General features: G+C 67.4%; 17 protein-coding genes. 2 read left to right on the top strand and 15 right to left on the bottom strand.

What is annotated here, in order from left to right; translation table 11 throughout:
- Positions 1 to 182 precede the first annotated feature (182 nt).
- From OEIGOIKO_RS18925 to OEIGOIKO_RS18865, 13 genes are all read right to left on the bottom strand, one after another.
- The gene (locus OEIGOIKO_RS18925) at positions 183 to 1,199 is read right to left on the bottom strand and encodes a hypothetical protein (RefSeq protein WP_125055055.1); all 1,017 of its coding nucleotides are present in this window, start codon (positions 1,197 to 1,199) and stop codon (positions 183 to 185) included.
- Positions 1,200 to 1,709: 510 nt separating this feature from the next.
- On the bottom strand, positions 1,710 to 2,435 hold the full coding sequence (locus OEIGOIKO_RS18920) for a PaeR7I family type II restriction endonuclease (protein ID WP_125055054.1): 726 nt from the start codon (positions 2,433 to 2,435) through the stop codon (positions 1,710 to 1,712).
- 12 nt (positions 2,436 to 2,447) lie between these two features.
- A complete protein-coding gene (locus tag OEIGOIKO_RS18915) occupies positions 2,448 to 4,124 on the bottom strand; it encodes an Eco57I restriction-modification methylase domain-containing protein (protein WP_246177413.1) in 1,677 nt (558 codons plus the stop codon).
- Positions 4,125 to 4,226: 102 nt separating this feature from the next.
- A complete protein-coding gene (locus tag OEIGOIKO_RS18910; protein ID WP_125055053.1) occupies positions 4,227 to 4,982 on the bottom strand; it encodes a hypothetical protein in 756 nt (251 codons plus the stop codon).
- A 406-nt stretch (positions 4,983 to 5,388) separates the two neighbouring features.
- Entirely contained in the window at positions 5,389 to 5,853 is a 465-nt protein-coding gene (locus OEIGOIKO_RS18905) for a hypothetical protein (protein ID WP_125055052.1), read from the bottom strand.
- A 667-nt stretch (positions 5,854 to 6,520) separates the two neighbouring features.
- Positions 6,521 to 7,222 carry a hypothetical protein gene (locus OEIGOIKO_RS18900; protein WP_125055051.1) on the bottom strand — a complete coding sequence of 234 codons (702 nt, stop codon included), beginning with the start codon at positions 7,220 to 7,222 and terminating at the stop codon, positions 6,521 to 6,523.
- Positions 7,223 to 7,517: 295 nt separating this feature from the next.
- Positions 7,518 to 8,495, bottom strand: coding sequence for a thiopeptide-type bacteriocin biosynthesis protein (locus OEIGOIKO_RS18895; protein ID WP_125055050.1), 978 nt, complete (start codon positions 8,493 to 8,495; stop codon positions 7,518 to 7,520).
- 32 nt (positions 8,496 to 8,527) lie between these two features.
- Positions 8,528 to 9,676, bottom strand: coding sequence for a lanthionine synthetase C family protein (locus OEIGOIKO_RS18890; RefSeq protein ID WP_125055049.1), 1,149 nt, complete (start codon positions 9,674 to 9,676; stop codon positions 8,528 to 8,530).
- Positions 9,673 to 12,720, bottom strand: a complete 3,048-nt coding sequence (locus tag OEIGOIKO_RS18885; RefSeq protein WP_125055048.1) for a lantibiotic dehydratase — start codon at positions 12,718 to 12,720, stop codon at positions 9,673 to 9,675. The genes OEIGOIKO_RS18890 and OEIGOIKO_RS18885 overlap by 4 nt, the downstream gene beginning before the upstream one ends.
- 73 nt (positions 12,721 to 12,793) lie before the next feature.
- The gene (locus tag OEIGOIKO_RS43545) at positions 12,794 to 12,985 is read right to left on the bottom strand and encodes an FxLD family lanthipeptide (protein WP_125055047.1); all 192 of its coding nucleotides are present in this window, start codon (positions 12,983 to 12,985) and stop codon (positions 12,794 to 12,796) included.
- A 65-nt stretch (positions 12,986 to 13,050) separates the two neighbouring features.
- Complete coding sequence (fxlM, locus tag OEIGOIKO_RS18875) at positions 13,051 to 14,298, bottom strand: methyltransferase, FxLD system (protein ID WP_125055046.1); 1,248 nt, start codon at positions 14,296 to 14,298, stop codon at positions 13,051 to 13,053.
- Between the two features lie 144 nt (positions 14,299 to 14,442).
- The gene (locus OEIGOIKO_RS42865; protein WP_170251752.1) at positions 14,443 to 14,625 is read right to left on the bottom strand and encodes a hypothetical protein; all 183 of its coding nucleotides are present in this window, start codon (positions 14,623 to 14,625) and stop codon (positions 14,443 to 14,445) included.
- A gap of 41 nt (positions 14,626 to 14,666) precedes the next feature.
- A complete protein-coding gene (locus tag OEIGOIKO_RS18865; RefSeq protein ID WP_125055044.1) occupies positions 14,667 to 15,464 on the bottom strand; it encodes a TauD/TfdA family dioxygenase in 798 nt (265 codons plus the stop codon).
- A gap of 168 nt (positions 15,465 to 15,632) precedes the next feature.
- On the opposite strand from OEIGOIKO_RS18865, the gene OEIGOIKO_RS18860 reads away from it, so the two are divergent.
- A complete protein-coding gene (locus tag OEIGOIKO_RS18860) occupies positions 15,633 to 16,100 on the top strand; it encodes an NUDIX hydrolase (RefSeq protein WP_125055043.1) in 468 nt (155 codons plus the stop codon).
- A 33-nt stretch (positions 16,101 to 16,133) separates the two neighbouring features.
- Positions 16,134 to 17,303 carry a helix-turn-helix domain-containing protein gene (locus OEIGOIKO_RS42120; RefSeq protein WP_218039998.1) on the top strand — a complete coding sequence of 390 codons (1,170 nt, stop codon included), beginning with the start codon at positions 16,134 to 16,136 and terminating at the stop codon, positions 17,301 to 17,303.
- 4 nt (positions 17,304 to 17,307) lie between these two features.
- Here OEIGOIKO_RS42120 and OEIGOIKO_RS18850 read toward each other — a convergent pair whose 3' ends face one another.
- Both OEIGOIKO_RS18850 and OEIGOIKO_RS18845 read right to left on the bottom strand, forming a co-directional pair.
- Positions 17,308 to 19,041: a relaxase/mobilization nuclease domain-containing protein gene (locus tag OEIGOIKO_RS18850; protein ID WP_174857178.1), complete on the bottom strand. Its 1,734-nt coding sequence runs from the start codon at positions 19,039 to 19,041 to the stop codon at positions 17,308 to 17,310.
- Positions 19,038 to 19,379: a plasmid mobilization relaxosome protein MobC gene (locus OEIGOIKO_RS18845; RefSeq protein WP_125055042.1), complete on the bottom strand. Its 342-nt coding sequence runs from the start codon at positions 19,377 to 19,379 to the stop codon at positions 19,038 to 19,040. Before OEIGOIKO_RS18845 ends, OEIGOIKO_RS18850 begins: the two co-directional genes overlap by 4 nt.
- Positions 19,380 to 19,838 lie beyond the last annotated feature (459 nt).

The raw sequence follows: 19,838 nt of genomic DNA, 5'->3' as shown, positions 1-19,838 counted from the left end.
CTGCCAGTCTTGCGGCGACGTTCCGTCACCTGCCAACGCTTACGACGGTGTGCGAGGACGGCCTTCCATAGCTCCAGGCGATGGCGGGAATCCTTCGGCAACATGAAGCGGAGGGCTCCGAGGAGAACGGCAGCTACTAACACTGGTGCGGACACCGGGTAGTCGGTGAGGAACGGCATGATTCAGCCCTTCCCATTGCATAGATCGAGTGAGGTGGTACCCAGCACCACCCGGTAGGCGTCACCGCGGCGAGTAAATGTCGCGCCCTTGATACCGACCTCCCGGTGGGTTAGGGCCAGAGCCAGGTCGCGGGCTTCGGGATAGCCGGTCCAGCGGAAGTCCCATGAGTCCCCGGCACCCCAGAGCCGACGTACGGCACCGTGCTGAACCACTTCCGGCTCCTTCCGGCGTTCGACTCCGGGGCGCTCCAGAGGGTCCCAGTCCAGACTGGTCGCCCAGCGGCGACGCCGGTCAACCAGGTTGTAACGGGAAACGAGGCCCGCCAGCAGAGTGGTCGCTTCCCCTGAGATCGGGGGGACCGCTGCCAGAGCGCGGCGCTCTTGCGCGGTGAGGTCGTTGTCCAGCGTGAGGTAGGGGTGCCGAGGCACGTGGCTGCGCCCGTTGCCACGCCGGCATCCGGCCGGGTCACCGGTGATGGTTAGCACTGCGCCGGTGGGCAGGTGGCGCAGACAGACGGAGCGATGCCCATGGCATGTGTAGGTGACCTCGTGCCGTAGTCCGGGGATACCGCGTGAGTCGGCCCCTTTGGTGGCCAGTAGCCGGGTAGCTACGTTCTCCGGAGCGCGTTCCGCCACCATCACCAACTGGTCCCTGCGGGGCGACATCACCGGGTCGTACGAGGCGACAACCGAGTAGTTCCACTTCGCCGTGGGACCGGTGTACACGTTGCCGTTGAAAAGCGCGAGCGCTAGTAGGGACCGGAAAGCACACTGGTCGTCCGAGCAGTGGTCCAGGCCCAATCCGCGGGTGTCGCTGGTGATCGCAGATCGGGCAGCGGCTTCGATCTCCCCGGTGTACTGGACGCGGAGCGGAACCCGCTCTTCGGGCGCCATGGTGTGGACGGGCAGCCCGCCCAACTCGCGCGAGGCAGCCAACCGTGCCTGCTGGTAGGGGATAGCGTTCCCGGATTCGCGCCGGATACGGCGAGCGAGTGTGGTGATGTCCCTGTCGAGTGTCATGTCCGGCTCCCAGCGGGCGTGCCTCAGTGCTCCCGCCCACTGCGCCCATAGGAGGAACGACAGTCTTCAATCACGCGCGCCCGACGGCACTTTGCGCCCTCAACCCTGGGTAGCTGCGGGAGAACCCAGGTCCGACGTAACGGCGAGCGTGGTCGCCTAGCCGAAGCATAGCGTCTTGAGGGCTCGACTTCGGCCCGCCGGTACGGGCCAACCACCTCGGAACCTCTGAGGCAAGGTAATGGCCAAGCGAGTGCTTTCAAGGCCAGGGCTAGCTCATAGAGCGGGCGGCGGAAAACGGCGTCGCCACTGCTCAGTGGGCATAGAATGGCAGCATCCTACAAGGAGGCTCCACCGCGGCGATCGCGCGAACCTTGCAGGTGGCCGTCGCGGGACGAATTAAGCTGGTTAATTCCACGCTTGCGAAAGAGTCGCCGGCCCCTTTCCCTCAGCGGAAACCTGGAAGGAAGGGGCCTGCAATTGCCTGCTTGCCTCAGAGGGGTGTAGATTACTCTAGCCGGGAAGTCCAAGGTCCTTCAAATATGTGAGGCGCGCATTTATTGCTGCAGAAAAGTGCCGCCAGTCGAGGCTTTCCACCAACTCGATGGGCTTGGGGCTCTCGGCCGAAGACGTGACGTAGCACGCGGCATCGTAGAGCTGCTCGGCCATGAGGCGCTCGCAGAAGATCCCGAAGCGGTCCTGGTACGAAGTGCCGTGCCAGATATCGTCGGCAGGTAGGGCACCCTGCGCAGTCTTAACTGGCCTCCGAGACCCTTCCCCGTCCTGCATGATGAAGAAGTAGCCGAGCCAGGGCTTCTCCTTCGGATACAGATCGGCGAGGGCTGCGCGACGGAGGTCCACCGCGCTGCCCAGCGCCTCCTCGACCCGGTTGTTGTAGTTGTTGCCATACGAGGGTCCACCGAGTGCCTTCATTTCGAAGGCTGCGACGAGTACGCCTTTGTGTACGACTACGAGGTCCCATTGCTTTTGCGGCCGGTAGTAGCCGGGCAGTTCCAGTCCCTGGGATTTTTTGACGCGGATGCTTTCGGCCGGGTAGTCAGCTTCCAGGAAGAACTTCGCCAAGAGAGCTGCGATTACGTCGAAGTGCTTGCCGCCACGGACTGACCCGGCCGTGCCGGCCCCAACTGCGGCTTTGATCGCTGACTGCTCGCTTTGCAACTGCTTGGCGCCCCAGTACGCAGCTATGGCGTCCTCGAAGTCTTGGCGGGTGACCGACAAGATCCGTTCCTCCTAGTCAGGCAGCTCGGCCAGTCCGTAGACGCGCAGGGCGGCCTCTGTGGCAGCCTTCACGTCGCGCTTGTCGAAGGCATCTGCGAGGGCGGCTCGGTCACTCTCGCGGATCGCTGCCGGGTCGGGCACGCGAATCTTGCGGAGGTACTGTGCCTGGAAGCGGAGCGTCCCCCCTCGCATCTTGACCGCGTACGCCTCCACGAACGCTTCCGCGACCTTGGAGAGCAACAGACCACCGAGTACACGCATGTCCCAGACATCCGAGACGATGAAGTACAGGTTGTGGTGAGGGTACAGCCTGCCCTCGTCGAGGACCGGGTGGATGGTCAGTTTCATGTCTGGAAATAGCAGCTTGGGGCGCCGTGTCAGCCGGTGGTCGACCTTGTCGATCGTCTTGTACCAGCGATGGGGCTGCTTGACTGCGACGTAACGTTTGCGGAGCGCAGCGCCGTGCTTTTCGAAGTACGCGGCGAGCTGTGGGTAGGCGGTGAGGTCAACCAGGTCACCGTCCGCTGTCCACGGGTTGACCAGGTAGGTGCCGTTCCAGTTCAAGGTGCCGTTGGTGGTGTCACGAACCATGGCCATGGGCAGCAGCCGGTCGCTCTCGACCAGGGTGTCGTCGTCAGTCAGGAAGACCTTGTCGGCGCCGGTGGCGATGCCGATGCCTACGCGAGTCCCGGTCTGAGTGTCCTCCAGGAGCCGGAAGCGTTCGGTGAGCTCTTCGAGGACAGCCAGCCTGGCTGGCGAAGCGGCCGGCCAGGAGTCCTCATCGGGGAACCAGTGCGGCATGCGGGCAGCCTGGAACGCGGCGGTAGTGATCGACTCCGTCGCGTCCTCCGCGTACCAGGACGCGAAGTCGCCAGCTTGGGCGCTGTCGAATGCCCGAGTGGTGTCCGCAGCCACTGCTCTGCCCTGGTACCGATTCGAGATGATCGTGATCGCTGGATAGGCCGAGACCTGATCCTCAAAGGCATCCACGTCATGCATGATCAGGGCCAAGTCCATGCTGAAGCGCCTGGTCACCAGCTGTCGGAGACGACGGCCGTACTGATTCCGCATCCAGCGGTCGGCACAGATGAAGCCGAGCCGCCCGTCTGGTTTGAGGCTTCGCAGCGCGACCTCATAGAAGCCGATGTAGATGTCTGCCCTGCCGCCCATCGTGGGGCAGACGCTGCGGTAGGCCGCCATTCGGTCGTCGGGCACGTCTTCGAGGCGGATGTACGGAGGATTGCCGACCACGTAGTCGGCTCTGTGGTCTGCATCGGGCTGGAGCAGGTAGTCACCTCGTTTGACCCAGGCGGCTGCCACCTGCCGGGCTTCCTTGGGCTGCCACCCTTCGTCTATCAGCTGCTTTTCGACGACCGCGCGGCTCTGCTGCACGTTGTGCTCCAGCAGGTCCAGGGCACGCACGGATGCAGCCGCGTCCCCGAGGGGACGGTTGTGCGTACGGCAGGAGGCACTGATCCGTGACGCGACGGCGATCAGGAAGGCCCCTGAGCCGCAGGCCGGCTCGACGAGCTTCACTTCACAGAGGTCCTTGTCGGACGTATACCCGAGGAGGTCGAGAATCAGGTCGACCACCCAGCGCCGCGTGAAGACCTCGCCGTGCTCCACAGCCTCCGCGGGGAGGGCGGGAAGGTTGTGCCGGTCGATGTCAGAGAGCAGAGGAGTGGTCACGCCCACGACCCTACTAGGGACAATTCCGGACACGGGTCCCTTCGCCGAACGGGTGCCGTTGTCGTCGTACCACGGCCATCCGAAGGTTGGACGCGGACGCGCTCAGAGGAGGTAGGGCTCGAACGCCTCGTCCAGGCGCTTGGCAGCATCCTCATGGGCCCGGAGGTGTGGCTTCATCACCCACACATCCTCCCGGAACGGCTCGAATCCGAGGGACTGCCATGTGCGCTGCACCACTGCCTTCTGTCGTGCCACCCGAGCCTCGTCGTCTCGCTCGTCCAGTGGGATATCGATGGGGTACGGATGAGTTGCCACAAGCGCAGCGGATCCTATGGCCCATCGCAGCAGCCTGGCGATCAGAAGTCGGCCGACTCCGCCAAGCCCCCGCCATGCTGGCGCGATCGCGGCCCTGTCGATGAGGACAACGTGTGTACCGGTGACTAGGCAGTCGCCCAGGTCCGGGTGCAGGCCCAGGTCGCCCGACCTGTCGAACAGCCGGGCAAAGTGCTCATAGTCGGCTGACCGCGAGTCCAGGGAGTCGTAGATTCGGCTGATGCGCCACAGGTCCAGAGTGAGGCCGGACATGGCGAATACGGTTAACTCCGTCTGGTCGGCGTCGGTGCTTCTCTGTGATAGCGAGATGCCGGGGGCGAGCAGCTGCTCGTTGTCGGCCACAGCCTCCTCGTCATCGGGCTCCCACAGCGGGAGCACCGCACTCCATTCCCATTCGAGCGTGGCAGGGTCATCTTCGGCCCCTATTGCGACCAGAGAGGCGTCCGAATCGAAACGTAACCGCAGGCGCGGCAGACAGGCCAGGAGGTCTGCGCCGGCAGGTGCAGCAGCAGTCATGATGCTCACGCTAGCCACGCTGGAGTCCACGCATGCGGGAATCAGCAGACTCCGGTGCAATGCCTTGCTGGCCAGCAAGGTCGCCAACCCTCGGGATCGCTCTCAGGGCGAGGTCGGTCTTCCTGTTGACCGTTGTCCACCATCCTGTCTGGCACCGAACTGGGACAGGGATCGGACAGCCCCCCGAAGGGGCCGAAGCTTGTAGTGCACCGGATCGTTGTGCGGAACTTTGCTGTCGTCGCAGTTGGACGGATTGCTCTTACGGAGAGGGTGACCATGTGCGGTGCACTGGCACACCGACGCTCGGTTCGGGCAAGGGCTCCGGGGCGAGAAGACCCAGCAGGCGGCGGCTGTGGGCCGCCGCAAGTTCGTCGGCCATGTTCAGGAAACTGCTGCACGTCGGGCGGGGCCGCCCTCATTGGTCGGGGTTGGGTGAGATGGCTGCTGGAACCTCCACTCGTTGCCAGTTCCGCCCGAGGACATCACGGTGGTCGCCGCTGTGCCCAGGCTGCTGGGTGCAGGGTAGGCGATCGGACCAGGTGTCGTGGCTGTCCGGCCGGCTGCCCACCCGATCGCCGGACAATGGGTCGCGGCCGGAGCGTCGCTCCAGGCACTCATGCCCGACAAGGCTGGTGAGCGCGGTGCGCAAGGGGCTGGGCTCGACCTTAGGCCGCTGGCTGACGATCTCCGCCACATACTTGGGGATGGCCTCCAAGACCATTTGGAGTGCAGCCTCCGGGTCGTCAGCACGTTTACAGACGTCGGCCAACTCCTTGGCCACCTCCGCGATGACCAGGTTTCCGACCGGCGTGACCTGGCCACCCGCGACGACAAGGGTTTCCGGAGGAAGCAAGTCGAGGTTGATGTCGGCGGCGGTCATGCGACGGCCACGCCCTCGGCCGCATCCGATGCGTGTTCGACCACGGGATGAGGCGTGAACTCGTGGAGAAACCAGTGGGCGGGCATGGGATCGGAGTCGCTTCCGGCGGCAAGGGGGGCGGGTGTGGCGGGGGTGTACCGCCCCCTTGGGAACGGCGTTGTCATTGACACTTCCGGAACTGCAGCAGTCATGATCGTTCCATTTCTTGGGGAGCTCGGCCGAATGCCTACGCTGGAAAGCCTCGGCTGCTAGCTAGCAGGTCTGTCTTGCCTTCCTAGTCGACCCGTCGGCAGGCGTGCCAGATGTGTCGCTTCCTTCGAGAGACATGCACGCCAAAGCCGCTACGCAGACGTACGATTCGTGTCTTTGATGGCAGCCGGGCGATGGCGGGCGGCCCTAGGCGACCTGAGAGCCAATGAGGTCGACGACCGAGATGAGAATGAGCCCGCAGACCATGTTGCTGTGGCAAGCCATGGAAGGGTGCCGTGTCGGTGCTCAGCACGGGAACGCGCCGGCGGCGACAGCAGTCACAACTCGTTGGCTTCGGCTCGACTGAGTCGGAGAATGAAAGAAGAACCAGTAGGGCCCCGCGGCCAAGGCGGCGGGGCCCTCCGTTTAGCTCATTGGACGGCCTGGAGCCCCAGATGGGAACAGCTGGGCGGGCCAGCTATGCAGTGCTCTCCGGCTCGGTGCGGGATCGAAGGAGCTCGTTGAGGCTCAAGGCGTGCTCCCTGAGCGGATCCGGCAGGTTGTCGAAGGCTTCCTCGTCGTCCGGGTAGTTGGCGTATAGGGCGGCGAGTACGGTTTCGAGTGCGTCCTCACGCTCTGGACACGACCAGCCGGTGCGGTTGGCGATGGATGAGCCGACGTCATGCCAGACACCGGACCGGTCCTCGGCGGTCTTCCCCGTGAGCCCGGCGAGATGGGCTAGTGCACTGGGTGTGACGAAGGCTCGCACCGCTTTGTCGTGCCTAACTTGCAGATTGGACCGCATCCGTTCTGGGGAGACACGTTGTTCCTGCAGGTAAGCCACGATCGTGCCGATGAGGAGGTTCAGGTGTTCCAGGGCATCGGTCAGGTGGTACAGCGTCATGCGCTGCCAGTCGTAGAAGGGCAGGCCCGTGTAGCGGTCGCGGTGGATCGCGTCGTTGAGGTAGCGGCAGATCTGGTTCGCGTGAAAACGGACGAGTCCTGACAGCTCGCTCGGTACCGGCCCGTCGTCGGCTGGTGACCACGAAGGCTGGTTGAGTACGTCTTCGCGGTGGGTGAGCCGCTCCTTGCGGAGGTCTTTCAGCGCGGCTTGGTAGGGCTTCCCTGCCGCCTCCTGGCGCTCACGTGCGGCGTTCTTCTCGGCTTGATGGCGAGACACGCGATTCCCATCTGGCGGCGGTCCCGTGACCCGTCGCCCGCGGGGGTGTGTTCAGGCGAGTCGACAGGAGTGATGCCGCAGGGCGTCTTCGGGCCGTGAGCGCTCGACGTGATCACGGGCCACGTCGGCTGGACCAAGGCCGTCACTAGGCGACCGCCTTGGCCAACGAGCCACCCTCCGCCAGGTCACGCCTGCTGACGGCTGAGCTGACGGGAGAGCGCTGCCTTACGGGAGCCAGCGAGATCGAGTAAGAGAGCAACCGCTTGTCGGTCTTTCGGTCCTGGCACTCGCGTAGTCAGTCTCCGAGGACCGCTTGGCGTGCTGCTCGTGCCCAAATGGACTGCTGCAGCGCAGAGAAGCCCATGCGGTTCCAGTGGAAGATGACGTGTCGGGCCAGGATTCCTCGCGTGCCAAGGCTGAGCTGTCCTTCGCTCCCGGCATCGAGGAGAGCCCGGCCAGCGTGCTCCATTCCGGCTACCCACTCAGCGAGGGGTGCGAGCGGTCCGCCAGGCCCGAGGGCGGGCCGGGCGTCGATAGAGAGAAGCCTTCTCAGAGGGTTGGTCATGGCGGTCACATGCTCGACTGGGACGTCCACAGGCAGCGGGCGTTTCGCTTCGACGCGTGCCCACACGTCACCTTGTTCGCTCCATTCGAGCCCGGCGGCGCGGAAGAAGAGCGTGACGATGAGGAGCGAGGTCGTCTTGGCGTCGAGGAGGCCGTTGGTGTCCGCCGCCGAGCGGTGCAGGTAGTTGAGGACGCCTACGCTGTCGGCGTGGAACAGGCTGTGGGCGGCCTTCATACCGTCTGGGCCACCGAACGCCGTGGTCTCCGGCTCGTAGGGCGATGACCACCAGTGCTTCACGACGCCCTGCGAGAGTGCACTGTCCAGGGCCTCGGCTAGCCGCTTCGATACGTCCTCAGCCGCTGTCTCCGGACCAGGGGCGGCTCGTAGGCGCCAGCAAGGGTGTTTGCGGACGAACCACCAGTTGCGGACTGTCCCCGAGTCCGTTGCCTGCCGGAGCGTTGGCAGGAGGTAGACGTGAAAGGCGCGTTCAGCCGTCGGGTAGTCGGTGAACTCGATGTTCACCTGGTGCCATTCGAAGGGCTTCTCCTGTGCGTCCAAGGTGGCACGTCCCGCGGTGCGGTACTGCTTGACCGCTTTGGCGAGGCGCTCGGGGGACATGCGCGCCAAGGCGGCGGCCTCCGCGATCGGCGTACCGGTGAGAGCAGCCAGGATGGCTTGTTCGGCCGTGCCGCTGTCATGCAGGTCCATGGGGGGCCTTTTCGCGAGGGCGAGAGAGACGGTCAGGCGAGGAGAAGGCAGGAGTCCCAGTTGGTGGCGGGCGCTGTGTCTGTCCCGGTGACTTCGAAGGCGAGAGCTGCACCGGTCGAGCCTTCGAGGAATCCGATCTCGGCCGGGGACTCGGCTGTGCGGAAGCGCCCGCTGAGCTGCGGCGCGTAGGTGGCGAAGACACCTGGCTCCTCGGCGTCCTCCGCTACGCGTTGGACGACGCGCAGCAGGCCGCCGATGCCGTGGCACAGGCCCCGACCGGCGAGCTGGTCGAGCTGCAGCGGGTCGGCCAGGCAAGAGAGGAGCGCCTGCTCGGCCATGCGCTGACGGCAGGCATCCCCCAGAGCCATGGCGGCGAGCTGTTGGGCGCGAGCGAGGCCAGGGGTGCCGTAACACCAGGATGGCGCTGCCGGGTGGGTTGGGACCGCGGCGGTCTCGGTGATCCACCGTGGCCAACGGGCCCCTCGGTAATCACTTTGGCGTATCTGGTCCAGCCAGCGACAGATCCGCGTCATCGCTTCATGGTGACCGGTGACACTGATGCCGCGTAGCTTGGCGAGAGCGAGGAGAGCCAGAGGGCCGGCGATGCCGTGGGCCAGGCCGACGTTCGCGTGGCCGCCGGGGGTGGGAACGCCGGGGGTCGCTGGGCCGTGCCACACCCACCAGCCCGGGAGAGTTCGCCCGCCGGGGCTATGAAGCGGCTCGGTCAGGCGCACCAGGTACTCCAGGACCGCCTTCGCCGTGTTGCTTCCGGGGTCGCGGCGGAGGAGGAGCGCGCCGAGCCCTGTGAGGCCGCGCAGCAGATCGTACTCGGCGAAGCTGGTCTGCTTGCCTTGGTCGATGCGGGCGTGGGCGGCACCCAGGCGGCGGCGTGTGTGCGCGGCGATGATGCCGTCGAGAGTGTGCAGGGCGTTGCCGTAGCGGTTGGTGCCGGCGGAGGCCAGGTGCAGGACGTACGCCATAGCGGGGGCACCGAGGAACAGGTTCGCCTTGTTGCCGTCGATCAGGGGGCCGATGGCACCGAGCCGACAGTGCACAGCCTGCCACGATCCGGCGCCTCGGTGGGCGCGTTCGATGTGGAGCAGGGCGACTCCGAGAGGGCCGTGGGCAAGGGACTGCTGGGTCGCGGTGCTTCTGTTGAGGATGGGCGCTGCGGTCGTCACTGCGGTGCTCCATAGTCTCGTACGGTCCAGGACAGGGCGGCGGTACGCGCCAGGCGACGGCAGATGGCTTCTCCGTCGGGGTCGATGCCGGCGGCCCGGTTGTGGTGCATGTGCAGCAGGGACGGGAGGACGGAAGCCGGGTGGGTGCCGTGGTCGACGAGCGCGGCCCGATACGCCTCCAGGGCACTTCGACGGTGGGCCCAGGCGGCGACGACACCCTCCCCGCCAGGCTGAGAGCGCAGAGCGGCGAAGCCTGTGTCCGGGGCAGAGAGACGGACGGCCTCCGCTTGCACCTCGCGTGGGGGCGCTGCACCTTCCGCCTTCAGCAGGTGCTTGCTCAGCCAGCGATGCCCAACCGCTGGACTGCCGACGACGGTTGCGGCGATATCCATAAAGCTGGCTGCGGTGAGTGCGGGCCGCAGGAGGGGCGGGGTGCCGAGAGCTATCTGAGCGATGGTGGCGGCGGTGTCGGCGGTGAAGAAGTGTTCGGCGGTGTCCAGGAGGCGACCGGTGCCGTAGCGGCCGATCTCAGGTTCGTCGGTGTCCCACTGGATGCGGCTGACCAGGCCGTCGTCGCGCAATGCCGCTGCCCAGGCCCCGACGTGTTGCGCCGCGTCGCCGAAGACATGCAGGCCCGGTAGGCGGAGCCGTATGCGTAGGTGGGATTCCGGGTCGCTGTATCGGGTGAACCACCACAACGGTGTGCCGCCCTCCCATTCCTGGAACAGGGCGGGCAGGTGTGTGGTCAAGATTTCCGGGGCGCGATCGGGGTGGCTGTAGACCTTGAGGTATACCCACGGAGAGGTGCCGGGGAGGCGCCCGGTGTTGCGGCGCACGACGACGGACGTTCTGGTGTTGAGGTCCGCCGGCGGCAGCTCGGAGGCGAACGGAATAGTGATCTCGTGTGCGCGCCCCAGCCAGCCGAGTGAGTCTTCCCCGGGTGCCTCGTGCAGGGTCACCGTGCTGGTGCGCTCCAGCTCGATGCGCAGCATCTCCAGATGGGCGGGGTTGTCGAGGTCGAGCCGAAGACGCTGGTCATCGGTGCCGGCGAAGACCGCGCGGACGACTCCGTAGCGGCAACGCCAGTCGGCGAACCGGCGCAGCCAGCCATCCCCGTCTTCGTCACCAACGTCGCGCCGCCTGAGACGCCAGCTGGCCGGAGAGAGAAGGGTGCGGCCGACGCGGACCTCGGGCAGGAACGGCAGTCGGGCGGCGGCACCCCATGTGAAAGGGGCCAGCACGGCGGCGTGAGAGCGGTGCACCTCGGTCACGAAGCGTACGAGTGGGTGGGTGGCGTTGGTGAGTTCGACGGCATTCATGACCGACGGCTCGATGAGCCTCCCGGTGGACAGCGACGCCAGGTAGAGGCGTTGGGAGTCCGCGCCGACGGCGAGGTAGTCCAGGTCGAGTGTGGCCTCTGCATTGTGCTCGCCCAGGGAGATCAGGTGTGGTGTGAGGGCCGGGGCCCGGCTGACGTTCTGGGTGCGCAGTCGGAGTGGCGGGCTGGAGACCTGTGCGCGGGCCGCTCCGGTGATGAGGGTGGGCATGGTCGCGTACGCGGCTGTCATGCGGTCGCGGTCTGTCTGCTCCAGCATCGCCAGAAACCGTCCGGCCGTGGTACCGGCGGCCAGCGACAGGCCCGCGATACTCAGCGTGAACCTGCCTTGCTGCATAGCGCCCAGGGAATGCGCGAGCACCGAGAAACACAACTCGACGTGGGCAGGCACCTGCGCGACATCGCCTACGGTGAGGGCCGCGAGATTTGCTTCCGAAAGGACAATCTCGCGGGCTTGGTTCACTGCGGCGTCCTGGGCGAGGGAGAGGAGTTCCTCGTCCCGGCGAGTGGTGGCCGACGCGGGACGTCTCAGGACGGAGCCCCGGTAGCCGGCCGGGAAGCCCAGACCGACGTCGGGATCTGTGAGATCACGGACGGGGACGAGAGCGCCCATGCTGTACCGCTCCAGGAACCGTGCGCGATAGTCCTGCCAGACCGGTGGGCCGGACGGGTACGGCGAGATTCGGGCTATGACCTTGAGGGCCCGTTCTGCTTCCTCGGCGACCGCGGTGGGGAGGATGATGTCGCAGTCAGGACTCAGATTCACCGTGAGCGGGCGGTCCACCGTGCTCGTGGCGGCTGTCATCTGCCGGGTTGCCTCAGTGCGCATGGCCCGCTGCTTGCTTGCCGGAGCGGCACCGTGCCGGATCAGGAGCTGGTGAATCTGCCGAAGACGCTCAGCAGTGTCAGCGACGCCGGGCACGGTGTCAGCTTCGACGGCGTCGAGCTGGGTCAGAAGGTGACCAAGAGCGTCGCCTGTGGTCATGGGGGCTCGAAGGCTGGTGAGGAGAATCCGGTGCGCGACGAGGCGATGCACCATGCCCTCGATGGCAGAGCGGGAGGTGCTGGGGTAGTCGGCACGCAGTTTGGCCACGATGTTCTCGACCGTGATGGGGCAGCGAGTGAGGTCGAGTACTGCCTCAACGGCAGGGGTGCGCCGCATGGTGACCTCGGCGGGCCCGCTCTTGCTTGGCTGATGCGGTACGACGACCTTGGTGCCTCGGATGACGCAGGTGGGATCGGCCACGACGGGCAGCCGCAGTAACAGGTCGGCGTCCTCCTCTAGGCCAGTGATCACCTTGCAGAGCCACACGGCGTCCGCTTCTGCGACAACGCGATGCTCGGTGCCCCAGCGGACCTGCGCCGTATGCCCCAGGCGTACTGGAGTGGGGCCGGCGAACAGGCCGAAAGGGGTGGCGCGGTACTGCATCCGCAGCAGGTAGCGCACCAGGGACACGACGACGCGTCGGACCGTACGAAGCTGGTGGACATGCCCACCCAGCACGTTGTGCACGGCCCCGGCCAGGTGCGGACTGGCGAGCTCGATCGCTGCCGCCGTGACATCGTCAGCCCAAATCTGACCGATCCACTGTCTGTGGTGCTCCACGTCGTCGGCGGTACGGCCGTCCAGGTACGGCCAGGGAGGCAGCTTGGCGGCCAACGGCCGAGCCGATGCCCTGATCAGAGCGGCGTCAACGGCGCGATACATCGAGGTGCCTCCTTAGTCGTCGCAGACGGTGCGGCTACGGGGCAGAAGAGCAGGCCCCGTAGCCGCACCGGGGTCAGCCGCTGATACAGGTGCTGTTGGAGCAGGCGGACTGGCAGGTGGCGGTGCAGCCGTCGCTGGTGTCATTGAGCAGCCCGGCGACGACCGGGGCGCTTGCGATGGTCTCGATGTCGAGGTCGAAGTCCGACCCTGGTCCGGCCGAGAAGTCCGTGGCGGCCTTGAAAGTCGTGCTGCCCTGGGGTGCCATCTCGTTTCCTCCTGTGCGGATGGTTGCGGTGAGCCTTGCTGTCCTGGTCGCGACACTCTTCGGCGCTACGGCCAAGTGATCACGACCCGCGACTGCGGCCGGTCGATGACCCGGCCTGCGGGAAGCTGCGCGTCCGGGGTCCCCGCTGGGTGGACCTCAACCTGAGCGCGGTCACCGCGGTGGTCCCGATCCCAAACCTGGATCTCCGCCGCCAGACGGTCCGCCACCTTCTGCCCCAGCGGTCCGTGGCCGACGGCGCCGAGCTCGAACCGGTCGGGGGCGTCGGTGCGGCGCACCGTGCGGTAAGCGAAGCTGGCACCGTCCACGAGCGTGGGCACGCCGAGCGGCGACACTGACGCGATCAAGCCGCGTTGGCGCGCGCCGGGCTTACCGGCGAGGAGCGGCAGATTGTCGAGCGCGGTCGACAGCCACAGATCCAGGTGCTCGTTCGGCTCGTCCCCGGCCAGCGTCACCCCGGCCCAGGCTTCGACGCGGGGGCTTCGCAGGGCTGCTCGCAGTCCGTCGATGTCCGGTTCCGGGTGCCCATCCAGGCGCAGACCGACCTCTTCACCCTCGCCCTCGTGCAACAGGACCAAGCGGACGCGGTTCTCCCCTGCGCCCTGCATCGGTACGAAGCCACACAGCTCGACACCGTCGCTGACCAGCCGGCCACCATGGCGTACCAGGGGCATGGTGCGGGTCATGCCGCGCATCCGCAGCGGTACGACGAGCCGACCACCGTCCACGAGCTGTTCGGTCCAGGCCGGTGGAATGTCGGCGGCTTGCACGGTGACGATGACACGGTCGTACGGAGCGTGCTCGGCTGCCCCGAACGCGCCGTCGCCGGTTACGACCCGCACCTGCCGGTCGTAACCGGTCTCCGCCAGAAACTTTTCAGCCCGCGCGGTGACCTCGCCGTCGATGTCCAGGCTGACGACCAGGCCATTCGGACCGACGATCTCGGCGAGGTACGCGGCGTTGACGCCTCCGGAGCCGATCTCCAACACACGCATCCCGGGGCGGAGGTCCGCCTGCTCGATCTGCATGGCCTGAACGCGGGCGGCGGACACCGAGCTGATGTCCACGCCCGTGGCGTCCCTCTTCGTGATCGTGGCGTTCTCCGCCTGGTACGTCTTGCCCAGGTCCTCGTCGGGGGCGGCCAGGTGCCGGGGGACCTTACGAAACGCGGCCAGGACGTGTGGGCTTCGGACGGCGCCCATGTCGATCAGTTCTCTGACCATCCCGTCGCGCATCTGCTGTTCGGTCGCGGGGGGGTCCGTACTGTCAGTGGTCGTATGAGGGGCGTTATCCACGGGCTTTTCCCTTCACGGCGGTGCACGCCGAGGAGCTGGGACTTGAGTTGTAGGCGCGGAGTCGGGGCCTTACGAGACGTTCTTCAGGGGACTCATCTGGCCGGCAGGCGCGGCATGGGTGGCACGCTGGCTGACACCGTGCGTCTATCGCCTCCACCGTCTGTTGGCCACTGCGACCTTGGCGCTCAGGGCTTCTGCGGCGGTCGGTTCGCGCAAAGAGTCCGGTGGTACGTCCCACTCCTTGCCGCCCCGAGGCGGCCGGAGCTGCACGTAAGGTCCCTCATGTCCCATGACCTGGCCGACGCGGCCGGTCCGGGCGTCGACCATCAAGGCTCCTGTGTCCGGTTGCCTCGTGTGGGGCACACCGGTCACCTCCTCGCCATCCGGGGTGGTGGGGCGGCTGAGGGGAGCGGAGCGAACCCCTCGGGGAGACAGAAGCGGGGCTCACCGAGCGCGCGGAGAAGCTCTCGTCCTCCGGAAAAACGTGTGCGGGCGTGAAGCCATCGGTGGTTGTCGAGCAGGTAGCCCTGCCCGGCCTGGAGGGAGATGCGGCGCTGGCTACCGGCGATGGCTTCGCGCAGGCAGGAAAGGTGCGGCTTGATGACCGGGCTCCACCGGGCGAGGCCGTCCTGGCGCAGCCGTATGGTGATCCGTCCATCAGAATGAGGGGTGATGACCTGGGTGGCGTGGCCGGCACCGGCCCCGAAGTACGCGGTCCGGGGCTGGGCGAATGCGGCGGCTGCCCCTTGACGGTCGACGGTGAGCTGGGCGTGGACGTCGCGTCCGTCGGCGAGGAGGACATCCCCGCCGGAGAGTGCTGGCCGCTGGCACACCAGGAGCAACAGGCGCGGCGGCTCGGGAGTACTGGACCGCTCGGTGTGCGCTTGCAGTTCGCCGCTGCCGAGTCCGGCGAAGCCCGCTCGACGGGCGTGGCCGCCCGTGTCACGGATCAGCGTCAAGCCGTCCGGTGCGCCGTGCGGGTGCGGGGCGATGGACATCAGCTGTGTGGCGAACGCCAGGACGTCATGCCGGCTCTGCAGACCGTCGACGGTGACGAGGCCGGTCTCACGGAGCTGTGCGGCGATGACGTCGCTTGCGTGCGGTGCGCGAATGTTGACGTAGTGATCCGTGAAGAGGGCCACGGTGCCTGTTGCGGCATCGCCCATCGCCGTGCTCCTTCGATCGAGGTCGGTGTGCTCAGGGTGGGAAGTCGGGCAGGCAGCGGTAAAGCGACGGATTGTCGACTCGGGCAAAACGCTCGTCCCAGCTATGGGTTGAGGCGGGCGTGCTACGTTCCGAGAGCCCGGGTCGCATACCGCAGGACGAGGATCGTCATGACGTACACGCCGCCGCTCTGGCCCGTCTCCGTGAAGGGCGTCGCCCTTGACGCGCAAGGCCGCGTGCTGCTGCTGAAGAACGAGCGCGACGAGTGGGAGCTGCCCGGAGGCCGTCTGGAGATCGGCAGCCCGGATGGTGCTGTACCGATGGACGCCAGCCCCGAGTCCGCGCTGGTACGAGAGATCCAGGAGGAGACCGGTTGGGAGGTCAAGGCCGGTCCGCTCGTCGAGGGCGGTGTGTGGATCTACCAGCCCATTCCTGGGCGGAGAGTGCTGATCGTGACCTACGGCTGCATCGTGCTGAGCCCCGACCGGCCGCCGGTCGTCAGCCACGAGCACAAGCAGCTCGGCATGTTCACCGCCGAGGAAGTACCCGGGCTGAACATGCCCGACGGCTACAAGCAGGCCATCGCCGCCTGGTACGGCCGCAGGTACCCGAGCCCGGACGACTACGAGCGGATGTAGCCGACAGTGACCGGGGGCGACATCGCACAGCGAGTGGAATCGAGCAGGTTCCCGGTTCACCGGCCTGCGGCCAGGCACGCCCAGTGGCACTGGGCGACCCCACAGGCCCAGCTCCTCCTCGCTACTGGCGACCTGCCCAGCATCCTGCGCTTCTACCGGCGGGTGCACGGCATGAACCAGACCGAGCTCGGCGCGCTCCTCGGCTACGACAAGACGTACATCTCCGCCCTCGAACTGGGGAAGCGCGCCCTCGACGACATCGGCTCCCGTCGCCGGGTCTGCGACTCTTTGGCGCTGCCGCCGCACGTTCTCGGGGTCACCGATCCCGCCGACACGGACCACCGGGCGATGCTGCAGTTCGGGGAGTCCGCTGTCCGGCTCGCTGAGATCGCCCGGCAGTCCGGCCACGCCTCTGAAGCCGTCTCCGAGCTGTGGCCGCTCGTCGCCCGTCTCGAAGCCCGCATCGAGGAAGGCCACACCGAGCGCGACGTGCTGCACCTGCTTGCCCGGGCCCGGGTGGGTCTCGGCGTCGCCCTGGGCAACGTGCTTCCCGAGGAGCGACTGGCCACAGCGGCCCACTGGACTGCGAAAAGTTTGGAGATTGCCCAGTACTTCGAGGACTTGGACATGACCTCCTACGTCCTGCGCATGCACGGCAACGAACTGCGCAAGGCCAACCTGCGGGGCGCGGCTGTCCAGCGGCTGTGCCGCGCCGCTGCCGCAGCGCCGGACGACAACGCCCGAGCCGCAGCCTTGCCACTCCTCGCCCGGGCAGCCGGCACGCTGGGTAACGGCGAACTCTTCGACCGGGTGATGCGGGAGACCGACGATCTGCTGTCCCGTGTCGACCACACCAGCTTGTTCAATCCCTTCTCGCTCCATGAGATCCGCCTCCGCGGCCTCGTCTCCACCGGGCGGACGGGGGCGGCCATGCGACTGGTGGAGCACAGCCCGGCGCCCACGACGGTCGTCGCCCCGCAATGGCGCGTCATTGAACTGATCACCGTGGCGCACGTCCAGCTGCTCGCTGACGACCGCAACGGCGCAGCCCAGTCCCTGGACGTCGCGATCCAGGAGGCGGTGATGCAGCGCCTTCCCCACCAGCTCCAACGGATCATGCGCACTGCGGGGACCCGGTTACCTGCCTTGCGCGTCGACGCCTCACAGTGCCTTGATCAGATACGCGGCGAGATGGCCGCATAGCCTGCTACCGCCCACTCCCTCGGCCCAGTCTGGCTCCAGGGAGGTCACGCAGTATGGACGAGGGAACGGTGCCCGAGGTTTGCCGCGTGTGGTCAGGCAGAGGTCGGGCGTCGGCAGGCAGGTCGGCCAGGTGCCGCAGGCGCCAGACGAGGACATCGCTGATGGAGTCGGCGCTGCCCACCTCCCGGTGGGCCACGGCTTCGGCCAGTAGGTGTCGTGGGTCACGACCGGCTTGGTGGGCGTGGGTGAGGGTGACGGCCAGCGCAGGCCAGCCCGGCTCGGCGAGTACAGCATCGGCGAGTTCTGGCATCACGACGTGGAGGAGAGAGGCCGACCAGTCGCGTACGGGCTGGGCGAGGTGTTTCCCCTGGTGCCGGAGGCGGGCGATCGGTTCCGCGGCGGCGGCAGCGTAGGCGGCGCGGAGGCGAACGGCGGCGCGGTAGGCGGCCTCGGCCTGCTGGGCGTGCTGACGCTTGGTGTGCCAGTGAGCGGCGGCGGTGGTGAGAAAGAACAGGGTGTCGATCAGCATCGCGGTGGTCGCGCCGTCTTCACCCTGACCGCGTGCCGGGCCGCTGTAGCGAATCTCGCGTGCGGCTCGGCGTAGGGCCTGGGCGTGGCGGTACTCCTCTCGCGTATGTGAGCGGCCGGCTCGCTCGAACGTCCAGGCCGCATCACGGATCTGCTGGCGGGTGTGGGCGGCGCTGGTCTGGGCGAGGTTGTCGAGGATCTCGCCGGTGGCCGCGATGCGGGCGGCTGCGGCGCCGTCACCCTCCTGGTCGAACTTGAGAAGGACGGCCCAAGCCGCGTGAGCGGCTGAGAGCCGGGCGGCGGCCGGGGCCGAGACCGGCCTGCGTGACCGTGCAGTGTCCCACTGCGCGAGCTGCTCGCGCTCCGTGATCCTGGAGGGGGCGAAGCGCTTGCGGAGCCTCGGCAGGGACAGGTCGGGAGCGAGCGTGGAGCCCGCGTAGAAGATCGGCTCGCGGTCTTGGCTGAGGTCGCCGGGCAGGGCAACCTTGTAACCGAGCAGGTCCCCGGACGGCGCGACGCGCTGTCGTACGAGGAGCCCGGCAGCTTGGAGCCGGGCGAAGAATTCTGCCTCGTGCTCCACGCCGGCCACGGCCTCTCGGACCGTCGCGCGCAGTTCCTCCCGCGCGGTGCGCTCACAGCCCTGTCGTTCTGCCTTGTGGCGTTCCGCGCTGGTGGGCTGCTTGGCCGCTGTGCCGTCCCCGGGCGCGACGCGACGCAGGCCGTAGTCGGATTCGATACGTCGGGCCTCGGCCTGGGCGCGGCGAGCTTCGTTGTGAAGGCGGGGCCGGCGGCCGTCGTCGCGAACCAGGGTGGCGACGATGTGGAGGTGGTCGGTGGCATGACGTACGGCGGCCCATCGGCAGGCTTGTTCGTCACCGTCGGGGGCGATGCCGGTGGCGGTGACCATACGGCGGGCGATGGCCGCCCAGTCGTCGTCGGTCAGGACCGGGTCCTCCGGGCTGGCTCGCACGGACAGGTGCCACACATGCTTCTTGGGGCGCCGGTTCGTGGGCAGGGCGTCTACTGGCTGGTCGAGCAGTCTCTCAAGCTGCTTGTAGGTGGCATTGGCGGCGCGGCCGGGGTCGGGGGCGAGTGGGTCGAAGGCGGCGACCAGGTGTGGGTCGATGTGCTCTTCGCGGGTGCCGGGGCCGTAGAGATAGCGCAGAAGGCCAACTGTCTTGCTGCCGCGCTTGTGGATGCTCGGGATCACGCCGGAGCGCTGCTGTCGCGGTGGGCGAGCAGGGCATCGGCGGCACCCTCCATACGCCCGGCGGCTTGCAGGACGGCATTGGCCGCAGCGGTGAGGTGCGGTGCGTCGGCGCCGGAGTTGAGGGCTTTGGCGACCTGATTGAAGAGGCCATGGATGCGACCCAGGTGCCGGCGGGCGGCGAAGAGCTCGTCGATGACCGCTCGCTCGGTGGCGATCTCGGCGGCAGTGCGCGTCAGGTCACGGGCCGCCTTGTCGACGGCGAAGGCGAGGAAGGCGGCGTTGGTCATCTGACACTGGGCGGCTGCGTCGGCGAAGCGTCTGTACTCGGCGTCGTTCATGCGGCAACTGGGTTGGTGCAGGCGCTTGTGCGGCTTCGGCTGGCGGTCGCGTTGACGTCTCTTCGCGAGAGACTCGCTCTGCCCTTCCCCTCCCGGCTGAGGTCCGCCCTCGGACGCAGCTCGCCGGACCGGTGCCCCCTGGCGCAGGTCTGTTCCCGCCACCCCTGGGGCGGGGACTCCGGGAGCATTGCTCCCGGGACAACTTGCTCCGCCTGGGGCAGGGGTGGGGGCCTGCGTACGGTCCAGGTGGGTGAGGTTATCGGGGTTCGGGGTGTGCATGCGGGGTGTTCTCCGTCGGGCGGGGATGAGGCGGGGGGAGGGTTCGGTCCGCCGGTCTGTTGGTGGGCGGACCAGGGGGAGGACCGCGGCCGGATTGACGCGTATCGGCGCGAGGCGGTCCCGGCCCCCGGATGCCGCGCGGTTGGTTCGCAGGGCGGGTCAGCGGGGGTGACCGGATAT

This window comes from Streptomyces paromomycinus (assembly GCF_003865155.1).
Lineage (GTDB): Bacteria > Actinomycetota > Actinomycetes > Streptomycetales > Streptomycetaceae > Streptomyces > Streptomyces chrestomyceticus.
This window is presented reverse-complemented; position numbering and strand designations above follow the sequence as displayed.

Bases quoted from the DNA above. Each gene is read 5' to 3' on its own strand.
- OEIGOIKO_RS18905 (WP_125055052.1), bottom strand. From the start codon at position 5,853: ATGACCGCCGCCGACATCAACCTCGACTTGCTTCCTCCGGAAACCCTT.
- OEIGOIKO_RS42865 (WP_170251752.1), bottom strand. From the start codon at position 14,625: ATGGTCGACGCCCGGACCGGCCGCGTCGGCCAGGTCATGGGACATGAG.
- OEIGOIKO_RS18860 (WP_125055043.1), top strand. From the start codon at position 15,633: ATGACGTACACGCCGCCGCTCTGGCCCGTCTCCGTGAAGGGCGTCGCC.
- OEIGOIKO_RS18885 (WP_125055048.1), bottom strand. From the start codon at position 12,720: ATGTATCGCGCCGTTGACGCCGCTCTGATCAGGGCATCGGCTCGGCCG.
- OEIGOIKO_RS18925 (WP_125055055.1), bottom strand. From the start codon at position 1,199: ATGACACTCGACAGGGACATCACCACACTCGCTCGCCGTATCCGGCGC.
- OEIGOIKO_RS18865 (WP_125055044.1), bottom strand. From the start codon at position 15,464: ATGGGCGATGCCGCAACAGGCACCGTGGCCCTCTTCACGGATCACTAC.
- OEIGOIKO_RS18845 (WP_125055042.1), bottom strand. From the start codon at position 19,379: ATGAACGACGCCGAGTACAGACGCTTCGCCGACGCAGCCGCCCAGTGT.
- OEIGOIKO_RS18895 (WP_125055050.1), bottom strand. From the start codon at position 8,495: ATGGACCTGCATGACAGCGGCACGGCCGAACAAGCCATCCTGGCTGCT.
- OEIGOIKO_RS43545 (WP_125055047.1), bottom strand. From the start codon at position 12,985: ATGGCACCCCAGGGCAGCACGACTTTCAAGGCCGCCACGGACTTCTCG.